The sequence below is a fragment of the Streptomyces javensis genome (assembly GCF_039525925.1).
Lineage (GTDB): Bacteria > Actinomycetota > Actinomycetes > Streptomycetales > Streptomycetaceae > Streptomyces > Streptomyces asiaticus.
This window is the reverse complement of sequence record NZ_BAAAIF010000103.1, coordinates 1-23,334: the sequence shown is the minus strand read 5'-3', so window position 1 is coordinate 23,334 and position 23,334 is coordinate 1. Positions and strand designations below refer to the sequence as shown.

19 protein-coding genes are annotated in these 23,334 nt (G+C 72.6%); 7 read left to right on the top strand and 12 right to left on the bottom strand.

What is annotated here, in order from left to right:
- A partial coding sequence (locus ABD329_RS44490) for an ABC transporter ATP-binding protein (protein WP_344317965.1) occupies window positions 1-1,785 on the bottom strand: 1,785 nt, incomplete at its 3' end.
- Window positions 1,786-2,408: 623 nt separating this feature from the next.
- Window positions 2,409-2,696: a helix-turn-helix domain-containing protein gene (locus tag ABD329_RS44485; RefSeq protein WP_198281148.1), complete on the bottom strand. Its 288-nt coding sequence runs from the start codon at window positions 2,694-2,696 to the stop codon at window positions 2,409-2,411.
- Window positions 2,697-2,779: 83 nt separating this feature from the next.
- On the opposite strand from ABD329_RS44485, the gene map reads away from it, so the two are divergent.
- Both map and ABD329_RS44475 read left to right on the top strand, forming a co-directional pair.
- Window positions 2,780-3,547: a type I methionyl aminopeptidase gene (gene map, locus ABD329_RS44480; protein ID WP_198281149.1), complete on the top strand. Its 768-nt coding sequence runs from the start codon at window positions 2,780-2,782 to the stop codon at window positions 3,545-3,547.
- 195 nt (window positions 3,548-3,742) lie between these two features.
- Window positions 3,743-4,735: a helix-turn-helix domain-containing protein gene (locus ABD329_RS44475; protein WP_198281151.1), complete on the top strand. Its 993-nt coding sequence runs from the start codon at window positions 3,743-3,745 to the stop codon at window positions 4,733-4,735.
- Window positions 4,736-4,912: 177 nt separating this feature from the next.
- Here ABD329_RS44475 and ABD329_RS44470 read toward each other — a convergent pair whose 3' ends face one another.
- The 7 genes from ABD329_RS44470 to ABD329_RS44440 form a co-directional block, all read right to left on the bottom strand.
- Window positions 4,913-7,696, bottom strand: a complete 2,784-nt coding sequence (locus tag ABD329_RS44470) for a glycosyl hydrolase family 65 domain-containing protein (protein WP_198281150.1) — start codon at window positions 7,694-7,696, stop codon at window positions 4,913-4,915.
- Window positions 7,697-8,361: 665 nt separating this feature from the next.
- Window positions 8,362-9,039 carry a response regulator gene (locus tag ABD329_RS44465; RefSeq protein WP_138915539.1) on the bottom strand — a complete coding sequence of 226 codons (678 nt, stop codon included), beginning with the start codon at window positions 9,037-9,039 and terminating at the stop codon, window positions 8,362-8,364.
- Window positions 9,036-10,391, bottom strand: coding sequence for a sensor histidine kinase (locus tag ABD329_RS44460; protein ID WP_198281808.1), 1,356 nt, complete (start codon window positions 10,389-10,391; stop codon window positions 9,036-9,038). The genes ABD329_RS44465 and ABD329_RS44460 overlap by 4 nt, the downstream gene beginning before the upstream one ends.
- Before the next feature lie 10 nt (window positions 10,392-10,401).
- Window positions 10,402-11,670, bottom strand: a complete 1,269-nt coding sequence (locus ABD329_RS44455) for an acyltransferase family protein (RefSeq protein WP_309142953.1) — start codon at window positions 11,668-11,670, stop codon at window positions 10,402-10,404.
- A 100-nt stretch (window positions 11,671-11,770) separates the two neighbouring features.
- Window positions 11,771-12,694 carry an alpha/beta hydrolase gene (locus ABD329_RS44450; protein WP_344317963.1) on the bottom strand — a complete coding sequence of 308 codons (924 nt, stop codon included), beginning with the start codon at window positions 12,692-12,694 and terminating at the stop codon, window positions 11,771-11,773.
- 214 nt (window positions 12,695-12,908) lie between these two features.
- Window positions 12,909-13,541, bottom strand: a complete 633-nt coding sequence (locus tag ABD329_RS44445) for an SRPBCC family protein (protein WP_198279037.1) — start codon at window positions 13,539-13,541, stop codon at window positions 12,909-12,911.
- 3 nt (window positions 13,542-13,544) lie between these two features.
- Window positions 13,545-13,916, bottom strand: coding sequence for an ArsR/SmtB family transcription factor (locus tag ABD329_RS44440; protein ID WP_020871140.1), 372 nt, complete (start codon window positions 13,914-13,916; stop codon window positions 13,545-13,547).
- Window positions 13,917-14,170: 254 nt separating this feature from the next.
- On the opposite strand from ABD329_RS44440, the gene ABD329_RS44435 reads away from it, so the two are divergent.
- From ABD329_RS44435 to ABD329_RS44425, 3 genes are all read left to right on the top strand, one after another.
- Window positions 14,171-14,374 carry a cold-shock protein gene (locus ABD329_RS44435; RefSeq protein WP_020871138.1) on the top strand — a complete coding sequence of 68 codons (204 nt, stop codon included), beginning with the start codon at window positions 14,171-14,173 and terminating at the stop codon, window positions 14,372-14,374.
- A gap of 97 nt (window positions 14,375-14,471) precedes the next feature.
- Complete coding sequence (locus tag ABD329_RS44430) at window positions 14,472-15,893, top strand: DEAD/DEAH box helicase (protein ID WP_198279038.1); 1,422 nt, start codon at window positions 14,472-14,474, stop codon at window positions 15,891-15,893.
- Between the two features lie 114 nt (window positions 15,894-16,007).
- Window positions 16,008-16,817, top strand: coding sequence for a phosphatase (locus tag ABD329_RS44425; RefSeq protein WP_391858555.1), 810 nt, complete (start codon window positions 16,008-16,010; stop codon window positions 16,815-16,817).
- A 114-nt stretch (window positions 16,818-16,931) separates the two neighbouring features.
- Here the strand turns inward: ABD329_RS44425 and ABD329_RS44420 are convergent, their stop codons facing one another.
- The 3 genes from ABD329_RS44420 to ABD329_RS44410 all read right to left on the bottom strand — a co-directional run bounded on the left by ABD329_RS44420 (window position 16,932) and on the right by ABD329_RS44410 (window position 19,794).
- A complete protein-coding gene (locus ABD329_RS44420; protein ID WP_198279040.1) occupies window positions 16,932-17,825 on the bottom strand; it encodes an acyl-CoA thioesterase in 894 nt (297 codons plus the stop codon).
- Between the two features lie 59 nt (window positions 17,826-17,884).
- Window positions 17,885-19,042: an acyl-CoA dehydrogenase family protein gene (locus ABD329_RS44415; RefSeq protein WP_198279041.1), complete on the bottom strand. Its 1,158-nt coding sequence runs from the start codon at window positions 19,040-19,042 to the stop codon at window positions 17,885-17,887.
- Window positions 19,043-19,170: 128 nt separating this feature from the next.
- On the bottom strand, window positions 19,171-19,794 hold the full coding sequence (locus tag ABD329_RS44410; protein ID WP_198279042.1) for an SACE_7040 family transcriptional regulator: 624 nt from the start codon (window positions 19,792-19,794) through the stop codon (window positions 19,171-19,173).
- A 103-nt stretch (window positions 19,795-19,897) separates the two neighbouring features.
- Here ABD329_RS44410 and ABD329_RS44405 point away from each other — a divergent pair, with 103 nt between their 5' ends.
- Entirely contained in the window at window positions 19,898-21,550 is a 1,653-nt protein-coding gene (locus ABD329_RS44405) for a carboxyl transferase domain-containing protein (RefSeq protein WP_198279043.1), read from the top strand.
- A gap of 49 nt (window positions 21,551-21,599) precedes the next feature.
- Window positions 21,600-23,334, top strand: a 1,735-nt coding sequence (locus ABD329_RS44400; RefSeq protein ID WP_344317964.1) for an acetyl-CoA carboxylase biotin carboxylase subunit, incomplete at its 3' end; no start/stop codon positions are given.

Sequence of the window (23,334 nt, the reverse complement as noted above, 5' to 3'; positions counted from 1 at the left end):
GCCGCTTCGGGCGGCGCCGAGCCTGCCGCCTCGGACGGCGGGCTCGCCGCCGTCCGAAACGGCGGCCCCGGCAGCGCCCGCGACGGCGGGCCCGGTGTCGTCCGTCAGCAGGCTCCGGTACAGGGCGCTCCGCGCCCTCAGCTCCTCGTCCGTGCCCACGTCCACGACCCGGCCCCGGTCCATCACCGCGATGCGGTCGGCGAGGGCGAGGGTGGAGGGGCGGTGGGCGATCAGCAGCGTCGTACGGCCCGCCATGACGCCCCGGAGCGCCTCGTGGATCTCGTGCTCGACGCGCGCGTCCACCGCCGAGGTGGCGTCGTCCAGGACGAGCAGCCGGGGGTCGGTGAGGATCGCGCGGGCCAGCGCCAGCCGCTGGCGCTGGCCGCCGGAGAGGGTCAGCCCCTGCTCGCCGACCTCGGTGTCATAGCCGCCCGGCAGCTCGGAGATGAAGCCGTCGGCCTGGGCGGCGCGGGCGGCGGCCAGGATCCGCTCCTCGCTCGCGTCCGGCAGCCCGTAGGCGAGGTTGGCGCGCACGGTGTCGGAGAAGAGGAAGCTGTCCTCCGGCACCAGCCCGACCGCCCCGCGCAGCGAGGCGTACGTCAGCTCCCGCACATCGTGGCCGCCGATCCGCACCGCGCCCGACGACACGTCGTAGAAGCGCGGCAGCAGCATGGACAGCGTCGACTTGCCGCTTCCGGAGGCGCCCACGACGGCCAGGGTCTCGCCCGGCTCGATGCGCAGGGACACCTCGGAGAGCACCGGCCGCTCGGGGTCGTAGCCGAAGCTCACCCGGTCGAACTCGACCGTCGCCGGGGCGTCCTCGGGAAGCTCCCGGGCATCGGGGCGCTCCTCGATGACGGGCTCGGTGTCGATGAGCTCGAAGACGCGCTCGACCCCGGCCCGCGCCTGCTGTCCGATGGTCAGCAGCATGGTGAGCATCCGCACCGGGCCCACGAGCTGGGCGAGATACGTCGAGAACGCCACGAAGGTGCCGAGGGTGATCTGGCCCCGCGTGGCCATCCAACCGCCGAGCGCCAGCATGGCCACCTGGCCGAGGGCGGGAACGGCCTGGAGGGCCGGGGTGTAGCGGGAGTTCAGCCTTACGGTCCGCAGCCGGGCCGCGAACAGCCCCCGGCCGACCTCGCGCAGCTTGTCGGTCTCCTGCGCCTCCTGCCCGAACCCCTTGACCACCCGCACACCGGTCACGGCCCCGTCGACCACGCCCGCGACGGCGGCCGCCTGCCCCTGGGCGTACCAGGTGGCGGGGAAGAGCCGGATGCGGCTGCGCGAGGCGAGGATCCACAGGGCGGGGGCGACGGCGAGGGCGACGACGGTGAGCAGCGGTGAGAGCACCGCCATCACGACGAGCGAGACCAGGAAGAGCAGAATGTTGCCGATCATCATCGGCACCATGAAGAGCAGGCCCTGGATCAGCTGGAGGTCGCTGGTGGCCCGGCCGATGATCTGGCCGGTGGAGAGCTTGTCCTGCCGTCTGCCGTCGAAGCGGGCGATGGCCGCGAACATCTCCGTGCGCAGGGCGTGCTGGACGTCGAGGGCGAGCCGTCCGCCGTAGAAGCGGCGGACGTAGGTGAGGACGTACACCACGAGGGCGGCGACGATCAGCAGGGTGGCCCAGGGGGCGAGGGACCGGTCGTGCGAGACGATCACATCGTCGATGATCAGCTTCGGCACCAGCGGGACGAGCGCCATGACGGCCATTCCGGCGAGTGAGGCGCCGAGGGCGAGCAGCACATCGGCGCGGTACTGCCAGCAGTAGCCGAACAGCCGCCTTACCCAGCCCTGTCCGGCTTCCGGGCCATCCGCGTCCGATCCGCCCGCACCCCTTTTGCCCGTTTCATCCGATGCGTCCGCCGCTACGACCGCCACCCGTGAACCTCCCGATCCGCACACGCTTCCGGAAGGCACCAACACACTGATGTGCGGATTTCATCCTGCCGCAACAAATGGATCGGGGCGCGACGGGCTGCGGGGGCGGATCTTTCCCCTCCCCGCCCCTTCCCGATACCAGGGACTTCGGCCCTGGACCCCAGGATCCGGGCCGGAGCCCTGGACCCGAGGCGCGGCAGGGGCTCCACCCCTGGGCCCCGGGGTCGGTGGGCCGCCCGTCGCCACGGCCAGCCCACCGACCGGGGGCCGACCGCGCCGCCTGGAGCGAAGCCCTGGGGTCCGGGGCGCGGCAGTGGCTCCGTCCCTGAACCCCAAGGACCGACAGGCCGACCGTCACCACGGCCAGCCCACCGACCGGGGCGCCAGCCGCGCCGCCCGGGGCGAAGCCCTGGGGCCCGGGGCGGGCGCGGGCGGGGTCTGGGGCGGAGTCCCAGTTGTGGGAAGGGGCGGGGAGGGGAACATGCCCGCCGCAGGCGGCGCGGCCCGGCGGACACCCCCCGCTAGGCCGCCTCCTCCGTCGCCCCCTCCCCCGGCTCCGGCGCGGTCACCGCGGCGCAGCGCTCCGCGATCTCGCCCAGGGTCAGCCCGAGAGTGGCGGCGAGAGCCGCGATGGTGAAGAAGGCGGGGGTCGGGGCCCGGCCGGTCTCGATCTTCCGGAGGGTCTCGGCGGAGATCCCGGCCCCGGCCGCGACCTCGGCCATGCTCCGTTCGCCACGGGCCTGACGCAGCAGAGCGCCGAGGAAGCGACCGCGTTCACGTTCCAGCGGGGTGAGAGGAGTGCGCACCATGACCGTGATACTAATACCGGTATAGTAATTGGCGCACACCGAACCGGCGGTTCGGTCATGCGGTCATGCGAAGGGACTCACCCATGGTGGAAATCAAGACCGACGCGTCCCTGGACGCGATGCGCGCGGCGGGCCGCGTCGTGGCCTCGGCGCTCGACGCCGCACAGCGGGCGGCGGCCGTCGGCGTCTCGCTGCGCGAGCTGGACGAGGCGGCGCGGGAGGTGCTGCGCGAGGCCGGGGCGAGCTCCCCGTTCCTCGGCTATCGGCCGCAGTTCGCGCCCACCCCCTTCCCCGCGGTCATCTGCGCCTCGGTCAACGACGCCATCGTCCACGGCATCCCGGGCGACTACCGGCTGCGCGACGGCGATCTGGTGACCGTCGACTGCGGTGCGACGCTGGACGGCTGGAGCGGTGACGCCGCGGTCAGCTTCACCGTCGGCACCCCGCGCCCGGCCGACGTGCGGCTGATCGAGACCACCCGGCAGGCGCTGGAGGCGGGGATCGCGGCGGCCGTCGTGGGAGGCAGGATGGGCGACATCTCCCACGCCGTGGGGACGGTGGGGCGCGCCGCGGGCTACGGCATCATGGAGGACTACGGCGGCCATGGCATCGGCCGGCGGATGCACGAGGACCCGCCGGTCCCCAACGAGGGGCGGCCCGGCCGCGGCTTTCCGCTGCGGCACGGGCTGGTGCTGGCCATCGAGCCGATATTCCTGGCGGGCGGCCTGGACGCGTACGCCACCGACGCCGACGGCTGGACGCTGCGGACGACGGACGGCAGCCGCGCCGCCCACAGCGAGCACACGGTGGCGATCACGGACGACGGCCCACGGATCCTGACCGCGCTCTGAGGACACAGTCCCGAGGACACAGCCCTGAGGACACAGCCCTGAGGACACAGTCCTGAGGACACAGCCCCCAGGACACACATTCGCGGAATCGCCCAAAAGCGGACTGTTCAATACCGGACCGTTCATCAAACACTTAGCACGGCTGTCTAAGGTCGCGCCCATCGAAAAGCGCACCACCAGCCAGGCGAAAGGATGATGATCGTGACGGTGCCCCGGATCGACGACATCCCGCCCGCGGAACGCTTCGCGGCATGGCGTGCCCTGTGCGAACTCACGTCGATCCCCATGGAGCTGCGCAGCGACCATGAGCACGACTTCCGCGCGAACGTACGGGGCGGGGTGGACATCGGCGAGGTGATGCTGACCTACACCTCCGTGCCGTCACTGCGGAACGAGCGCACGGCGGCCCACATCCGGCGCTCCGACCCGGAGCTCTACCATCTGCGGCTCACCCTGCGCGGGGAGAGCGACGTGTGCCACGGGGACGCCGAAACCACGGTCGGCGCCTGGCAGTTCATGCTCACCTCCACCTCCGCGCCGTATCTGGCGGTGTGCGAGCGCGGCAGGGTCGACGGGATGACGGTCACCCTCCACCCCTCGCTGCTGCCGTTCCCACCCGCCGAACTCCAACTGCTGCTCGGGCGGCGGCTGTCCGGACGGTCCGGGATCGGGGCCATGCTCGCCGACTTCCTCACCCGGCTGGCCACCGAGTCCGACGCCTACGGCCCGGCCGACGCACCGCGCCTCGGCACCGTCGCCGTCGATCTGCTCAACGCGCTGCTCGCGCATGAGCTCGACGCCGGTGCCGAGGCGCTCGCCGAGAACCGGCTCACCCCCGAGAGCCGTCGGCGTACTCTGCGGTTACGCATCCAGGAATTCGTCCGGCGGAATCTGGACCGCCCGGGGCTCACCCCGGCTTCGATCGCCGCGGCCCATCACATCTCGCTCCGGTACCTCTACCGCCTCTTCGAGGAGCAGGGGCACACCGTCTCCGCATGGATCCGCGCCCAGCGCCTGGAACGCTGCCGCCGCGACCTCGCCGATCCCGCTCTGGGCGACACCCCCATCCATGTCATCGCCGCCCGTTGGGGCTTCAGCCACGCCGCGGACTTCAGCCGTGCCTTCCGCAGCGCCTATGGCGTGCCCCCACGGGACTTCCGCCATAGGGCGCTTGCGGCGAACAGGTGAGCGGGGCTCCCCCCGTAGCAACCCTGCTCACCCGTCACTGATCAGCATGGGCCCGCCGGGGCCGGGATGTCGTTGGCCTCCTGTGCACACTGTCTTGATCCTGCGTGCATGGACCACGTCCGCCGTGCACGGACTACGTCCGCTGCGCACGGACCGCGCGTCCCGGCCCCCACGGGGTCACTTGGCGCGCGTCACCCGCAACTCCTCGATGCCCGCGCGCTTCTTGTCGTCCGCCGACCGCACGGTGACCCGTACGAAACGGGCCGCGCCGGTCGTCCCCTCGCGCCAGTGGCGGCCGTCGAGCGAGGTCCGCACCTCGTGGGAGGCGGGGCGGGTGCGGGTCCACTCCGGGCTGACCTTCGCCAGCCGCACGGCGCGTCCGAGGTCGGCCGTAAGGGTGCCCTCGGCGGCGTCGGGCACCCAGGCGGTGGCCGCGTTGCCGTCCACGGCGGCGCCCGCGTACATCCCGGGCTCCTCCGTGCTCGCCGTCGCCTTACCGCAGCGCGCGACGTTGTCGGTCGGCTCGAGGTCGGGACGGCGGGTCTTGAGCACCGCGGGCGCGCCCCGGCTCACGACCTGTGCGCCACCGTTCGGGGTCTCGATCCGCATCGGCGCGCCCGCCGTCAGCCTTACGGTCGTCTCGTGCGGGCCGATGGCCACGTCGTAGCTGCGGCCCCGCCAGTGCAGCCCGTGCAGGGTGACACCGTCGTGGAGCTGCGGCGGCAGCGTCGGGTCGAGCCGCACACCGTCCTCGTCCATCCGCATCCCGGTCAGACCGTGGGTGAAGACCTGGAGGAAGCCGCCCTTACCGGTGAGGAAGTCCTGCGCCGGGGAGCCGGACAGGGGGTCCTGCGCACCCGCCTTCTCGCCCCGCGCCTCGGAGAAGGTGTCGAAGGGGCCGCGGACGAACGGCTTGATGGCGCGCTGGAGGTAGGTGTACGTGGAGCAGCCGGGCTCGCCGATGGCGGCGGCGTCGATGGCGTGCACCGAGTCCGTCATGGCCGGGCCGTCCGGGTCGGTGCGGGCCGCGTAGTAGTCGAGCGTCCTGGCGGCCGCCTGACCGGACATCGGCCACTCCAGCGGGTACATCAGCAGCACGGTGTCGGCCTGCTTGATCAGCGAGCCCTTGTAGCCGTCGTACTGCCGGAAGACCTGGCTCTTCTTGTCGTACGGGATCCGCAGCCGGTCGGCGATCCGCTTCCAGGCGGCGGGCACCGGCTCGCCGAGGAGGCGGGCGGCGCGGGCGGCGTCGCGCAGGGCGGTGGCGGCCCCGGCGTTGGTGAAGACCGCGTCGTCCACGCCGTTGCTGTACTCGTCGGGACCGGCCACGTTCTTGATGGAGTAGCTGCCGTCGGCGTTGTGCGTGGCGCGCCCCGCCCAGAACTCGGCGATCCCCTTGAGCACCGGCCAGCCGCGTCCGCGCAGCCACCGGGTGTCGCCCGTCGACTGGTAGTACTGCCAGGCCGCCACGGCGATATCGCTCTGGAGGTGGTTCTGGGTGCGGCAGTGCGGCGGGTCCCAGCTGTGGCACTCGGTCCACAGCCCGCCCTTGCTCGCGCTGGTCCAGGGGTAGAACAGACCGGGGTAGCCCAGCTTGCGGGCGTTGGCGCGGGCGCCGGCGCGGGTCTTGTAGCGGTACTCCACCACCGACTTGGCGAGTTCGGGATGGGTGGCCAGCAGCCCGGGGTACATCCAGGTCTCGGCGTCCCAGAAGATCAGCCCGCCGTAGTTGTCGCTGCTGAGCCCGGTCGGGGAGATGCTGTTCCGGGAGCCGGCGCGGGTGGCGGACAGCAGGCCGTACTGCGCGGAGCGCACCCAGTCCTGGAGGTCGCGCTGACGGCGCCCGGCCACCTCGATGTCGGAGCGCCACAGCCGCTTCCAGGCGGCGCTGTGCGCGGCGAACAGCCCGTCCCAGCCCTGGTCCGCAGCGCGGCGGGAGGCGGCGAGTGCGTCGGCGCGCGGGCTGTGGGAGGTCAGCGCGGTGTCCACGCCCACGTACTTGGTGAACTCATAGGAGCGCCCGGGGCGTACGGGGAAGCGGAGGCCCTGGCGCGCGGACAGGTTCCGCGCCGTGTCCGTACCGCCACCGGTTTCCTTCCCACCGGCATCCGTGCCGCCCGACTTGGTCCCGGCCGACTTCGTCCCTGCCGCCCGGACGCCCGGGCCGGGGCGCAGTGTGGAGGCCACGGCTCCGTCGGTCTTCGTGCCATCCGTACGGAAGGCGACATCGACCGTGCCGCCCTTATGGGCGCCACCGCCGGTCCCGCTCATCCGCCGCGCGCCGCGCCCGTCGAGCAGATCGGTGACGGTCGCGTCCCCGCCCCAGTGCGGGGTCATCCGCATCCTTACGGCGCCCACGTGCGCGTTGGCGCGGTCGGCGACGATGTCATAGGTGAGGTCGGTGGCGCGCCCGTCGGACGCGGTCCAGGTGAGGGAGGTCCGCACCAGACCGCAGCGCATGAAGACCGTCTGCCGGTAGTGGGAGATCCGCCCGGCGGAGGTCTGGGAGCCGAAGGTCTCCGAGCGGTCGCCCCCGGTGGCCACGTTCAGCGTGGACCAGGTGGGGATGGCGGCGGCCACCTGCCGGTTCTCGGTCGTCTTCGCGTTGTGCGCGTAGAGGCCGGAGACGAAGGCGCCGTCGTAGCGGGGGGTGAACAGCGGCCAGCCGGTCTTGTCACCCCCTCCGGAGTACCCGGTCCCCTGGGGCGGCACCCGCTGCCCCAGATAGCCGTTGCCCACATACGCGTGGGAGCTGTCCTTGGGGTCGATACGGCTGGAGGAGAGCGCCCAGCCGTCGGACGGCCCGCGCGTGCAGTCCCCTCCGGCGGTGGCGTCGGCCGCCGCGGAGGGATCGGATTCGGGAGCGGCGGACGCCGGGGGCACGGCGGCGATCAGCCCGCAGACGAGGAGCGGGGCGATCAGCCGGGCGGGCCGGGGCAGCCGGAGGGGGGAGTACGTCATCGTTCTCCGTCGTGGTTCGCCGGTGACGGTCGCAGTGACCATAAAGAGGTGAACACGACAGGTCAATGGATGGCGTGATGTCTTCAATATCTGAACCCAGGTTCACATACGAGGGTGCCGCCTGCGGCGGGCTGCTCTCCTCCCCGCCCCTTCCCGACCCAGGGGCTTCACCCCTGGACCCCGGAGTCTGGGACGCAGCCCCGGCCCGCCCGAAGTCTGGGACGCAACCCCGGCCCGCCCGAAGTCCGGGACACAGCCCCGGCCCACCCGGAGTCCGGGACGCAACCCCGGCCCACCCGGGGTCTGGGGCGCAACCCCGGCCCACCCTGGGTCTGGGGCGCAGCCCCGGTTCGCCCGAGGTCTGAGACGCAACCCCGGCCCATCCGGGGTCCGGGACGCAACCCCGGCCCACCCGGGATCTGGGACGCAACCCCGGCCCGCCCGAAGTCCGGGACGCAACCCCAGCCCGCCCGAAGCCCGGGACGCAACCCCAGCCCACCCGGAGCCCGGGACGCAACCCCAGCCCACCCGAAGCCCGGGACGCAACCCCAGCCCACCCGAAGCCCGGGACGCAACCCCGGCCCGCCCGGGGTCTGGGGCGGAGCCCCAGTTTCGGGAAGGGGCGGGGAGGGGAAAGGTCCGCCGGACACCCTGGGAGAGCCGGGTCAGGACGCCGACGGGCGCACCAGCCCCGACTCGTACGCGAAGACCGCCGCCTGGGTCCGGTCGCGCAGACCCAGCTTGAACAGGATCCGGCTCACATGGGTCTTCACGGTCTGTTCGGCCACCACCAGCCGTGCCGCGATCTCCGCGTTCGACAGCCCCTGGGCGATCAGCGTGAGCACCTCGGTCTCGCGCTCCGTCAGGTCGCCCACCCGGGCCCGGAGGGGCCCGCGCGGGGCGGCGGCGGTCACCCTGGAGAACTCGCCGATCAGGCGCTTGGTGATGTTCGGCGCCAGCAGCGCGTCACCGGCCGCCACCACCCGTACCGCATGGGCCAGTTCATCCGCCGAGGCGTCCTTCAGCAGAAACCCGGACGCGCCCGCGCGCAGCGCCTCGTAGACGTATTCGTCCAGGTCGAAGGTGGTGAGCACGAGGATCTTGACGGTGGCGCCGGCGGGTTCGGTGAGTCGGCGGGTGGCCTCGATACCGCCGACCCCCGGCATCCGTATGTCCATCAGGACCACGTCCGGGGCCAGTTGGGCGACCTGGGCGATGGCGTCGGCCCCGTCCACGGCCTGGCCGACGACCTCCATGTCCGGTTCGGCGTTGAGCAGCACCGTGAAGCCCTGGCGGACCATCATCTGGTCATCGGCGATCAGGACGCGGATGGTCGTCGTCATACGGGGTCCTCGGCGGTCTCGGGCGCGGCGGCGGACGGGGCGGGGTGGTCCGTGGGAAGTACGGCGATCACCTCGTAACCGCCGTCCGGCGTCGGGCCGGTGGTCAGCTCGCCCCCTAGCATCGCAGCGCGCTCCCGCATCCCGAGCAGCCCGTGCCCGGCGCCCGGTGAGGGCGGAGCGGGCCGGGCCGGTGCGGTGTTGACGACCCGGACGGTCAGCCCGTGCCGCTGGTACCCCAATTCGACCCGCGCCTCGGCGCCCGGCGCGTGCCGCATCACATTGCTCAGCGCCTCCTGGACGATGCGGAACGCCGACAGCTCCACGCCCGGCGGCAGCGCACGCCGGTCCCCGGTGACATCGGTAAGGATCGTGATCCCGGTCCCCCGCACCGTGCCCACCAGCTCGTCCAGCCGGTCCAGGGTGGGCTGCGGGGCGTGCCGGGCGCCGTCGGCCAGGGCGTCCTCGGAGCGCAGCACGCCCAGCACCCGGCGCAGTTCGGCCAGCGCCTCGACCGCGTTCTGCCGGATGCCCGCGAGGTTCTCCTTGAGCTCGTCCGAGGGGTTCTCGGCGAGGTGCGGAGCGACCTGGGCCTGGATGGAGATCACCGACATGTGATGGGCGACCACGTCGTGCAGCTCGCGGGCGATACGGTTGCGCTCCTCCAGCAGGGTGCGCCGGGCCCGTTCCTCCGCGGTGAGCTCCTCCTGCTCGACCAGCCGGGTCCGCGCCACCCGGCGGCCGCGCAGCGCGGCGCCCACGACCACGGCGGTGGTGAAGACCGTAAGGGCGTCATCGAGGCCGTCGTTGTGGGGCTGGGAGGCGAGGGCCGAGGTGACCGCGCCTACCAAGAGGGTCAGCACCAGCGCCTCGGCGGCGATCCGCGGGCGTACCCGCAGCGCGAGGAGGAACAGGACGGCGGTGTGCAGCGCGATCTGGCCGTAGTTCCAGGGGTAGAGCATGTACGCGGGGACGCGGTCGTCCACGGCGAGCGCCGTCACCGCCAGCATGGCGGTCGAGAGCCACCACGCCGGTATCGGGCGGGTCAGCGCCAGCTGGACGGCCAGCGCCTCGAGCACGACGAACCAGATGATCGGTATCGGGTCCTGGGCCGTCCCCGGGCGGGCGGGCTCCTGGAACTGCGCCATGCTGAGCCAGGCCATGAGCACCGCGAGCAAGACCACATGGCCATGGGGCAGCCGACCCAGCCAGCGCATCCGCGGCAGCGGATCGCGCGCCACCGTCCACAGGTCCTCGCGCAGGATGCCCGGCAGCGCGCGCAGGGCCTCGCCCACCGTCCACGGCAGGGCGCGCAGGCCGCCCGTCGGCCGGTCCGCGACCTTGTCGCCTGTCATGCCCTTGACTCTAGACACTCCGCTGCTCCACATGCCGTGCCTGCTGTGCCTGCTGCCGCGCCTGCTTCCCGGGACGTCCCTCGCGAACGACCCGGCCACCGGGGCCACCACCGCGAACGACCCGGCCACCGGGGCCGCCACCGGGGCCACCACCGCGGACGGCCCCGCCACCGCCCTTCCGCGGCCGCCCCGACTCGTACGCGTGGAACGCCGCCCAGCAGATCAGCAGCGCCCCCGCGAACACCGGCAGCCAGCACAGCCGGGCGAGCACCCAGCCGGGTCCCTCGGGCACGGTGTGCAGCCCGGACTGCGGTCCGGCGAGCCGCAGCGTGGTCACGCTGACCGCCATCATCGCGGTCTGGTGCCACAGGAAGACGGTCATCGCGGCCAGGTTGACCAGCGCCACCACCGCCCACCCGGCGGGCCGCGCCAGCACCCTGCGCAGCGGGCCGCGCAGCAGCAGGGCCGCGCCGCACTGGGCGAGCCCGAAGGTGACGGCCGCCAGGGTGGGCGGGTTGAGGTTGGAGATCGGGGCGCCCGGCACCCCGACCATCGCCGCCGGATAGCCGCCGAACAGGACGAGCCCGGCGGTGACCGTCGCGCCCCCGATCAGCAGCACCCACCCGGCCGTCCGCCCGCGCAGCCTGCCGCGGCCCCAGGCGGCGCCCAGGCAGTACGGAACCAGCCAGCCCGCCGCCAGGTTGACCCAGCCGAGCCAGGCTGGGCCGTCGAAGCCGAACCGGATCAGGTCGACATGGAGCACGACGGCGAGCGGCCACAGCGGATGCAGCCGCGCCACCAGCGGGGTCGCGGCCGTGAGCGCGGCGTAGACCAGCAGGAACCACAGCGGGGAGAGGACGAGTTTGAGCAGCGTGTGCACGGTCAGCAGGCTCACCCCGGCGCCGAGCAGCACCCCCGCCGCCACGGCCCATACGGTCAGCACAGCGGCCACGGGCCGGAACAGCCGGGCCAGCCGGGCGCGCAGCCACCGCCGGTAGGTGATGCCCCGGGCGCGGGCGCTGTCGTGGCTCTTGGCGCCCATCTGCCCGCCGACCAGGAAGAACACCGCCAGGGTCTGGAACACCCAGGAGACGGGGGTGAGTCCGGGCTGGTACAGCAGCGGACTGGCCGCGCGCAGGGTGCCACTGTCGGCCACGAGGGCGGTCACCAGCCAGTGGCCGAGCACCACGCCGAGGATGGCGACGGCCCGCAGGCCGTCCACGGCGCGGTCGCGGCCGGGCGGGGTGGCCGCCTCGATCCGCCGGACGAGATCACGTATGCGGACCGTCCCACGCGGCCGGACCGTCCCACGCGGCCGGACCGTCCCACCCAGCCGGGCCATCCCACCCAGCCGGGGCGTCTCACTCAACCGGGCCGTCTCACGCATCGCGGCCCTCCACGATCCGGCCCATGCTCACCAGGGCGGCGGACCCAGGCTCGAGGTAGTCGCTGTGCCCGACGTCCCCCGCGTCGAAGATCCGCGCCCCGAACCGCCGGGAGACCGGGTCGGTTCCGAAGCCGATGGTCGTGCCCAGCAGCGGGATCCGGACGTGTGGCACCCCGCCGATCCAGTCGTTCCCGCCCCGCCCGGCCCACACGGTGGCCCGGGTGTGCAACTGCCGGGCGTCGTCGTACCCCGTCCCGGGGCTGCCGTACAGGACGATGTCCGCGGCGTTCAGCCCCCGGGCGGCCCGGGCGCAGACCACCGAGCCGTAGGAGTGGCAGAGGAGCGAGATCCGGGCCCGAGGTACGGCCGCGTTCAACTCCCGTACGAACGCGGCCAGTCGGGGAGCGGCGCCGTCGGCCCGGCCCGTGGTCAGCACCTCGGGCGCCACGGTGCCGGGCGTCTTGTACCCGAGCCAGCCGATGACGGCCGTACGGCGCCCGAGTTGACGGCTCAGCGCGAGCGCCCCGTCCCGGAACCGGTCGTACGTCTCCAGGTTGGTGTCCGACCCCGGCACCAGCACGGCGATGTGCGTGGCGCGGCCCAGATCCCCGTACACCTCGACGGCACGGCCCCCGTTCCGCCCGTCGAAGGACAGGAAGTGCCGCGACGCCCCCCGCATCTTCCGCAGCGCCCGCGCCCGCTTGCGGTCCCCGTGCCGGGCGGCCATCACCTCGGCCGCCCGGATCCCCTCCCGGTTGGCCGCGTACCGGTGCTCAAGGCCCGCGACCCGCACCGGCCCGAGCGCCACCGGCGCGGGCGCGGGCACCTCACTGGGCCCGGCGGCCCCCACCAGGGGCGCCACCACCGAGGCGGTGACGAGCGCCGCGAGCAGGGCGCGGCGAAGACGGGACGCCATGGCTGATCCTTCCGTACCAACGGATGTCGTGAATACGGAAGGTATGGAGCCGGCCGTGTGGTTGGCGTCCCACCGGGGAGTGCATCTCCGGGGTAGTCCCCAGGTATGACGGGTAGGGGGTGGCCGCTCTTACGGGCGGTCGACGCCCTCACCGACAGCCGTCGCCCTTACGGACACAGCCGTCGCACGGACACAGCCGTCGCACGGGCAGAGGTCAGCGCGCGGGCACGTAGAACTCCGTCGTGGCGCGCGTCGTCGCCGCCGCCACGTCCGCCGGGGCCCCCGAGACCTGGTACGCCGCGCCCCAGCGCTCGCTGCTGCGGGTCATGAACTCCCGCGCCTCGTCCGAGGCCGCCCACGCCTCCGGGTCGGCGGGCGCGCCCTCGCCCGTCAGGTGCAGGGCGAGGCCGAGCAGTGCGCCGTCCCAGCCGACCCCGACCGCGCCGGGGCCGAACTGGTCCCACATCTCGGGCGGTACGACGGCGACGTGCTCCAGCTCGAAGACGGTCCGCTCCTCGCCCTCGGCGGTCAGCCGGACCTCGACCTCGCTGAAGCCGGGGTTCTCGCCGAACAGCCAGCTCACCGCGAGCAGCCGCGGGGGTTCGCAGCGCAGGATCTCGCCGCCCGCGTTGCCCGTCAGCTGGTAGTGGCCGCCGAGCTTCAGGTCGCCGCTCACCGGCAGGAACCAGCGGCTGATCCGCTCCGGGTCGGTGCACGCGTCCCAGACGTCCTCGATCGCGGCGTCGTACGTGCGCCGCAGCAGGACGGTACGGGCCTCGCCGTCGGGCACCTCACGGCTGCCGACCTCGCGATGGATGTGGTTGATCTGGTCGACGATCTCGCTCATGAGTCAAGTCTCCGCATCGGTTCCGCTGCCGCCGCCGCGCCCCTGATCGAGCCGCCGCTGCCGCTTGCCCCGCGCCAGTTCCGTCCCCAGCGCGTCCAGCCGCTGCTCCCAGAAGCCCCGGAACCGGTCGAGCCACCGGTCGACCTCCCGCAGGGGCGCGGCCTCGACGGCGTACAACCGCCGTGTGCCCTCGGCCCGTACGGAGGCGAAGCCGGCCTCCCGCAACACCCGCAGATGCTGCGATACGGCGGGCTGCGAGATGCCGAACTCGGCCCGGACGACGGAGCTGACCTCGCCGGAGGACCGTTCCCCCTCGGCGAGCAGCTCCAATATCCGGCGCCGGACGGGGTCCCCGAGGACATCGAGTGCGTGCACGCCCGGACTATGCCAGCCGCCGCTTATATAAGTCAACACTTAAGCTCACCTGGTTCCCGCCGTTCCGGGGGCGTACGTGATACTGTTTGTTTCAGTTGCAGTTTTGGTACCCATGGACTTTGTGTGCGCCTGGCGGTATGTAGCCGCAGGCGCATTTCTTGTTTTTGCCGGTCATTTCCGGATGGGGTCATTTCGGCGACTCGGGACGCGCTTCCCGCGCATTCCGGACCGATCCCCATATGAAGGAGAAGGACATGGCTACTGGCACCGTGAAGTGGTTCAACGCGGAAAAGGGCTTCGGCTTCATCGAGCAGGACGGCGGCGGCGCCGACGTCTTCGCCCACTACTCGAACATCGCCACCAGCGGCTTCCGCGAGCTCCAGGAAGGCCAGAAGGTGACCTTCGACGTCACCCAGGGCCAGAAGGGCCCCCAGGCCGAGAACATCGTTCCCGCCTGATCACAGCCCCTGTCACGAGCCGGGGCCCGTACCTGAAGGGGTGCGGGTCCCGGCTCGTACGCGTTTCCGCACACCGCGTCCAGCAGAAGGCACCGCATTGAGCCGTTCCACCCGCTCGTACCGCAAAAAACCCGCGCCCTCCCGGTCCGCCGGCCCTGGCCGCCCCCGCTCCACCGGCGGAAACGCCGGCGGAACCAAGGGCGGAAAGGAGGGCGGAAACGAATTCGCCCTGCCGCCCGGCTCCGCCCCTGTGCTGCCCGCCGTCACCTCGTTCTCCGAGCTCGACATGCCGGAGGAGCTGCTCGAGGAGCTGGCCCAGCAGGGCGTCACCACGCCCTTCCCGATCCAGGCGGCCGCCCTCCCCAACGCCCTCACCGGCCGGGACGTCCTGGGCCGTGGCCGTACCGGCTCCGGCAAGACCCTCGCCTTCGGCCTCGCCCTACTCGCCCGCACCGCCGGGCGGCGCGCGGAGCCCGGCCGTCCCCTCGCCCTGGTGCTGGTCCCCACCCGGGAGCTGGCCCAGCAGGTCACCGACGCGCTCACCCCCTACGCCCGGCGGCTGCGGCTGCGCCCGGCCACCGTGGTCGGCGGAGTGTCGATCAACCGCCAGGCCGAGGCCCTGCGCCGCGGCGCGGAGGTGGTCATCGCGACCCCCGGACGTCTCCAGGACCTGATCGAACGCGGCGACTGCCGGCTGGACCAGGTGGACATCACGGTCCTCGACGAGGCCGACCAAATGGCCGACATGGGCTTCCTGCCCCAGGTGACCCGGCTGCTGCGGCAGGTCCCCGCCGACGGCCAGCGCCTGCTGTTCTCCGCGACCCTCGACCACAACATCGGCCAGTTGGTGCGCCAGTTCCTCCACGACCCGGCCGTGCACTCGCTGGACCCGTCCGCCGGTGCCGTCACCACGATGGAGCACCATGTGCTGCACATCACGGACACCGACAAGCGCTCCGTCGTCACCCGGGTCGCCGCCAGGGACGGCCGCGTCATCCTGTTCCTGCACACCAAGCGCGGCGTCGACCGGCTGACCCGGCATCTGCTGACCAGTGGCGTACGGGCGGCCGCGCTGCACGGCGGCAAGTCCCAGCCGCAGCGCACCCGGACCCTGGACCACTTCAAGTCCGGCCATGTCACCGTGCTGGTGGCCACGAACGTCGCCGCCCGGGGCATCCATGTGGACGATCTCGATCTCGTCGTCAATGTCGACCCGCCCGCCGACCACAAGGACTATCTGCACCGTGGCGGCCGTACCGCCCGCGCGGGCGGATCCGGCAGCGTCATCACGCTGGTCACCCCTGACCAGCGCCGGGACATGGCCCGGCTGATGGCCGACGCGGGCATCACCCCCCGGACCGCCCGGGTCCACCCCACCGACCCCGAACTCACCCGTATCACCGGAGCACAGGATCCCTCCGGTGTTCCCGTGACCATCAGCGCTCCCGTGCCGCCGCAGCCACAGCGCGCGGGCCGGGCCGCCCGTCGCCCCGCCAGGAGCCGCCGGCCCCGCCGTTAGGCCCGGTGCGGGGCCCGGGCGGCGGCCGTCCGGGCGGACATCCGGCATGTCGCCATGATCGTGTCACGCCCGACCGGCGGTGGATGTCCCCATTCCCCCGCCGGAGAGGCGACAATGGGCCACATGCCGATACCCAGCGCCGTGCCCAGCCGTGCCGAACTGATCGACCACCTCGTCCGTACGCGCATCGCGGGCGATGTCGCCACCCCTCGTGAGAACAACCTCTCCCACTACCGCAAGCTCGCGAACGGCGACCGCCACTACTGGCTCGGCCTGGAACTGGGCGACCGCTGGACGGATGAGCAGGACGTGCTGGCGGTCATGGCCGAGCGCTGCGGTGTGGTGGACGACCCGCAGCACCGCTCGGGGCAGGACACCATCGACCCGGAGCTGACGGTCGGCGCGCTGGACCGGATGGCGTCGGTGCTGCGGAAGGCGGCGGAGGCGAACGAGCGGGTGCTGTTCGCCACCGGGCACCCGGGCGGGCTGCTGGAGGTCCACCGGGCCACGGCGGCGGCGCTGCGGGCCGCCGGATGCGAGATCGTGGAGATCCCGGGCGGGCTTCAGGCGGACGAGGGGTACGTCTTCCAGTTCTGCGACGTGGCCATGCTGGAGCGGGGCGCCACGCTGTGGCACACCCACTCCCCCGCGCCCATGGCGGCGATCCTCGACGGGCTGGCCCACGAGGGGCGGCCGCTGCCCGATCTGGTGGTCGCCGACCACGGCTGGGCGGGGTGCGCGGGGCAGCGGGGGATCGACGCGGTGGGCTACGCGGACTGCAACGACCCGGCGCTCTTCCTGGGCGAGTCCGAGGGCACGCTGTCGGTGGTGGTCCCGCTGGACGACCACGTCACCAACCCGAGGTTCTACGACGCGATGACGGCGTACCTGCTGGACGCGGCGGGGCTGACGGCCCAGTTCTGACGGCCCGATCCGGACGGCCCGGCTTCCGACGGCCCCGATCCGGACGGCCCGGTCCGGACGGCCCGGCTTCCGACGGCCCCGATCCGGACGGCTCCGGGCCGCCGCCCGCCGCGCTCACTTCTTTCCGCGCGGCACCCGCATGACCCCTTCCTGGATCACGGAGACGGCCAGCCGCCCGTCGGCGGTGAAGATACGGCCCTTGGCGAGCCCGCGTCCGCCCGACGCGGAGGGGCTCTCCTGGTCGTACAGCAGCCAATCGTCCACCCGGAACGGCCGGTGGAACCACATGGCGTGATCCAGGCTGGCCCCGACGATGTCGCCCACCGCCCAGCCGCCGCGCCCATGGGCGAGCAGCACGGAGTCCAGCAGCGTCATATCGGAGACGTAGGTCGCCAGGCAGACGTGGAGCAGGGGGTGGTCGGCGGTGCCGTCCAGTTTGCCGTTGGTCCGGAACCAAACCCGCGACTTGGGCTCGCGCGGCCGTCCGACGCTGCCGAACGGCGGCTCGTCCACGTACCGCACATCGACCGCCGCCCGCGCCTGGAGCATCCGCTCGGTCACCCCTGGGCCGATGAAGAGGTGCTCGTAGCGGGGCAGCAGCTCCTCGGCGGTGGGCAGGGAGAGCGGGTCGGGGACGTCCGGCATCGGCTCCTGGTGCTCGAGGCCGTCCTCGTGCAGCTGGAAGGAGGCCGAGAGGTGGAAGATCGGCTGTCCGTGCTGGACGGCGACCACCCGGCGGGTGGTGAAGGAGTGGCCGTCCCGGATCCGGTCGACGGTGTAGACGATGGGCGCCCCGGGGTCGCCTGGCCGCAGGAAGTACGCGTGCAGCGAATGCGCCGAGCGGTCCGCGGGCACGGTACGGCCCGCGGCGACCAGGGCCTGGGCGGCGACCTGACCGCCGAAGACCCGCGGTACGAGGGGTGCGGCGTCGCTGGTGCCGCGGAAGATGTCCTCTTCGATCTGCTCGAGGTCGAGCAGATCGAGAAGGCCCTGAAGTGCGTCATTCATGATTCAAGCAGTCTTGCAGACCCGGATTGCGGCCCTGTTGCCACTGGTCATGACGGTCGTCACAGACCCATGGACTTGGCGACGATGGACCGCATGACCTCGCTGGTGCCGCCGTAGATCCGGTTGACGCGGGTGTCCGCGTACAGCCGGGCGATGGGGTACTCCATCATGTAGCCGTAGCCGCCGTGGAGCTGGAGGCACCGGTCGATGACCACGGCGGCGCGCTCGGTGGTGAAGAGCTTGGCGGAGGCGGCGTCGGCGGCGGTCAGCTCACCGGCGTCATGCGCGTCCAGGGCCCGGTCCACGACCGCCTGCATCGCGTCGACCTCGGACTTGCAGTCGGCGAGGACGAACTTGGTGTTCTGGAACGACGCCACCGGCTGGCCGAAGACGGTGCGGTCCCGGACGTACTCGGTGGCGAACCGTACGGCGGCCGCGGCCTGTGCGTACGCCCCGACAGCGATCCCCAGGCGCTCCTGCGGCAGATTGTGGGCGAGGTAGCCGAACGCCTTGCCCTCCTCGCCCAGCAGGTCCTCCACCGGCACCTTGACGTCGGTGAAGGAGAGCTCGGCGGTGTCGGAGGTCTTCAGGCCCAGCTTCTCCAGCTTGCGGCCGACCGCGTAGCCCTCGCTCGTGGTGTCCACCACGAGGATGGATATGCCGCCGCGGCGGTCCTCGGGGGTGGGCGGGGCGGTGCGGGCGCAGACCAGCACCCGGTCGGCCAGGACGCCGCCGGTGATGAAGGTCTTGGCGCCGTTGAGGACGTAGTGGGTGCCGTCCTCGGAGAGCTTGGCGGTGGTCTTCATGCCCGCCAGGTCGGAGCCGGTGCCGGGCTCGGTCATGGCGATGGCGGTCATCATGTCGCCGGTGACGAAGGAGGGCAGCCAGCGCCGCTTCTGCTCCTCGTTGGCGTACTTGAGGAGGTACGGCAGGCACAGCGCGGTGTGGACACTGCTGCCACCGAAGCTGACCCCGGCGCGGGCGGTCTCCTCGGTGATCACCGCGTTGAACTTGAAGCTGGTCTCGCCGGCCCCGCCGTACTCCTCGGGCACCTCGATGCCGAAGACACCGAGTTCGCCCAGCTTCTTGTAGAACTCGCGCGGGGCCTGGCCGGCCTCCCGCCACTCGTCGTAGTACGGCACGACCTCGGCCGCGATGAAGTCGCGGATGGTCTCCCGGAACGCCTCGTGGTCCTCGTTGAACACCGTGCGGCGCATATGGCGTGGCCCTCCTCGCGGCTAAGCCGCCGCCGCTCTCGCGGATCCGCCCGGCCGCCGTCGTGATTCCTCAATGATGGCTTGGCAACGCTCACCTAAGCGCTTGCTCAGTGAAAGCTACCCGCCAGTTACCGGACCTGTCCAGAGCCATCCGCACCATGGGCGCCGTCGAAGGCGCCCAGGGCCAGGCGGTGCAGTAGGGCGGCGGTGGCCGCGCGTCCCGGGAGGGCTCCGGGGCGGCCGAGGTGGGGCGTGGAGTTGAGCAGCCCGAAGACGGCGTGGACACAAGCGCGGGCCTCGGCCTCGGCGAGCCGGGGGTAGACCTTGCGCACCACCTCGACCCACAGCTCCACGTACTGCCGCTGGAGGGAGCGCACCAGTTTGCGGTCGGTGTCCCGGAGCCGGTCGAGCTCGCGGTCGTGGAGGATGATCAGCGGGCGGTCGTCGAGGGCGAAGTCGATATGCCCCTCGATCAGCGAATCCAGCACCTCCGCGGGGGCGTGCCCGGCCCCCTCCCCCTCCGCGGCCCGCCGCTTGCCGCCCGTCAGCAGCCGACCGCTGATCCCGACGAGCAGCTCGGCCAGCATCGCCTCCTTGCCGGGGAAGTGGCGGTAGAGACCGGGGCCGCTGATGCCGACCGCGGCGCCTATCTCATCGACGCCGACGCCGTGGAAGCCGCGCTCGGCGAAGAGGCGGGCGGCCTCCTTGAGGATCTGCTCACGGCGGCTCGGGGCGGGTGCTTGCGTGCTCATGAAATCAATTCTAGACAGCGGGGTTAGTGGTCGTTAACCTGGTGGTGAGTAGTTAACGTTCACTAACGGTACCGAGCGGGACCGCGAGAGGGGACTCGTAGCCATGGAGCAGGCACCGGCGCTGCGCAGCGGCGCCGACCCGGGGTCCGACGCCTGGAAGGCCAATGAGGCCGGGCACCGCGAGCTGGCCGCGCGGCTGCGCGAGAGGCTGGCCGTCGCGCGACTGGGCGGCGGGGAGAAGGCGCGGGCGCGGCACACCGCGCGCGGCAAGCTGCTGCCGCGCGACCGGGTGGACACCCTGCTGGATCCGGGCTCCCCGTTCCTGGAGCTGGCACCGCTCGCGGCCGAGGGGATGTACGAGGGCCAGGCCCCGGCGGCGGGGGTGATCGCCGGGATCGGGCGGGTGTCGGGCCGCGAGGTGGTCGTGGTCGCCAATGACGCCACGGTCAAGGGCGGCACGTACTACCCGATGACGGTGAAGAAGCATCTGCGCGCCCAGGAGGTCGCGCTGGAGAACCACCTGCCGTGCGTCTATCTGGTCGACTCCGGCGGCGCCTTCCTCCCCATGCAGGACGAGGTCTTCCCGGACCGGGACCACTTCGGGCGGATCTTCTACAACCAGGCCCGGCTGTCCGGCTCCGGGATCCCGCAGGTCGCGGCCGTGATGGGGTCCTGCACGGCGGGCGGGGCGTATGTCCCGGCGATGAGCGACGAGGCCGTGATCGTGCGCGGGCAGGGCACGATCTTCCTGGGCGGGCCGCCGCTGGTGAAGGCGGCCACCGGTGAGGTGGTCTCGGCGGAGGAGCTGGGCGGTGGCGAGGTCCACTCCCGGGTCTCGGGCGTGACCGACCACCTGGCCGAGGACGACCCCCACGCGCTGCGGATCGTCCGCTCCATCGTCGCCACCCTGCCGCCGTCCCCGATGCGGCAGGGGTCGCCGCCGTGGCCGCTGGAGCCCTCCGAGGAGCCCGCGGTGGACCCGGCGGGGCTCTACGGGGCGGTCCCGGTCGACTCGCGCACGCCGTACGACGTGCGGGAGGTCATCGCGCGGGTGGTGGACGGCTCGCGGTTCGCCGAGTTCAAGGCCGAGTTCGGCACCACGCTGGTCACCGGCTTCGCGCGGATCATGGGCCACCCGGTGGGCATCGTCGCCAACAACGGCATTCTGTTCTCCGAATCGGCCCAGAAGGGTGCCCACTTCATCGAGCTGTGCGACCAGCGCGGCATCCCCCTGGTCTTCCTCCAGAACATCTCGGGATTCATGGTGGGCCGCAGCTATGAGGCGGGCGGTATCGCCAAGCACGGCGCCAAGATGGTCACCGCCGTGGCCTGCACCCGCGTCCCCAAGCTCACGGTCGTGATCGGCGGTTCCTACGGCGCGGGCAACTACTCGATGTGCGGCCGGGCCTATTCGCCGCGCTTCCTGTGGATGTGGCCCAACGCCAAGATCTCGGTGATGGGCGGTGAGCAGGCCGCCTCGGTGCTCGCCACCGTCAAGCGCGACCAGATGGAGGCGCGCGGCGAGGAGTGGAGCGCCGAGGAAGAGGAGGCGTTCCGGGCCCCGGTCCGCGAGCAGTACGAGGCGCAGGGAAACGCCTATTACGCCACCGCCCGGCTGTGGGACGACGGTGTGATCGACCCCCTGGAGACCCGCACGGTGCTCGGCCTCGCCCTTACGGCCTGCGCCAACGCACCGCTGCCCGGCCGTACGGCCACCGAGCCCGCGGCGCCCGGCTACGGCGTCTTCCGGATGTGAGGGGATGCACCCGATGAGTGCCACGAAGGCGACCGACCCGTCGCCCGCGATGTTCGACACCGTCCTGGTGGCCAACCGCGGTGAGATCGCCGTGCGCGTCATCCGCACCCTGCGGCGGCTCGGAATCCGCTCGATCGCCGTCTACAGCGACGCCGACGCGGACGCCCGCCATGTGCGCGAGGCGGACACGGCGGTGCGGATCGGTCCCGCGCCCGCCGCGGAGAGCTATCTGTCCATCGAGCGGCTGCTGGAGGCCGCGGCGCGCACCGGCGCCCAGGCCGTCCACCCCGGCTATGGCTTCCTCGCGGAGAACGGGGCGTTCGCCCGCGCCTGCGCCGACGCCGGGCTCGCCTTCATCGGCCCGCCCGCCGGGGCCATCGAGCTGATGGGCGACAAGATCCGCGCCAAGGAGACCGTGCGCGTGGCCGGGGTGCCGGTGGTGCCGGGCTCCTCGGGCAGCGGGCTGACGGACGAGCAGCTCACCGCCGCCGCCCGGGAGATCGGGATGCCGGTGCTGCTGAAGCCCTCGGCGGGCGGCGGCGGCAAGGGCATGCGGCTGGTCCGCGACGAGGCGCTGCTCGCCGACGAGATCGCGGCCGCCCGGCGGGAGGCGCGCGGCGCGTTCGGCGATGACACGCTGCTGGTGGAGCGCTGGATCGACCGGCCCCGGCATATCGAGATCCAGGTGCTGGCGGACGGTCAGGGACATGTGGTCCACCTCGGGGAGCGCGAGTGCTCCTTGCAGCGCCGCCATCAGAAGATCATCGAGGAGGCGCCCAGCCCGCTGCTGGACGAAGCCACCCGGGCGCGGATGGGCGAGGCCGCGGTGGCGGCGGCCCGGTCCTGCGGCTATGTGGGCGCGGGCACGGTCGAGTTCATCGTGCCGGGCGCCGATCCGTCGGCGTACTGCTTCATGGAGATGAACACCCGGCTCCAGGTGGAGCATCCGGTGACCGAGCTGACGGTGTCGGTCGGCGGGCGGCCCGGTCTGGACCTGGTGGAGTGGCAGCTGCGCGTCGCCGCGGGCGAGCCGCTGCCGTTCGGGCAGGACGAGATCGGCTTCGCGGGCCATGCGGTGGAGGCCCGTATCTGCGCCGAGACCGCTCGCGCGGCGGCCGACGGCCGGGTGGACTTCCTGCCCTCGGCCGGGGCCGTGCTGGCGCTGGACGAGCCGGCGGGCGAGGGGGTGCGGGTCGACTCCGGGCTGAGCCAGGGCACCGAGGTCGGCACGGTCTACGATCCGATGCTCGCCAAGGTCATCGCCCATGGCTCCGACCGCCCCACCGCCCTGCGCCGGCTGCGCGCCGCCCTCGGCTCCCTGACCGTCCTCGGCGTGGACACCAACACCGGCTTTCTGCGCCGACTGGCCGCCCACCCCGCGGTCGCCTCGGGCGAGCTCGACACGGGCTTGGTCGACCGCGCGGCGGCCCAGCTGATCCCGGCGGCCATACCGGAGGAGGTCTACGCGACGGCGGCCCTGCTGCGCCAGGCGGCGCTGGAGCCCGCCACTCCGCGTGGCGATGGATCCGGTGGGCGCCCGGAGCCCGGTGGCTCCGGCCTCGGCGGCCCACCCGCGGACGTCTGGGTCGATCCGTTCTCGGTGCCGACCGGCTGGCGCCTCGGCGCCGAGCCCGCCTGGACGGTCCACCGCCTCCGCGTGGCGGGCCACCCTCCGGTCACGGTCCGCGTGCGCGGCCGCGCCCACGACGCGGAGCTCCGCGTCGAGCACCCCGACGGCAGCGCCCCGGCGGTGGTTCACTCCGGCGGTGGCTCATCCGGCGGTG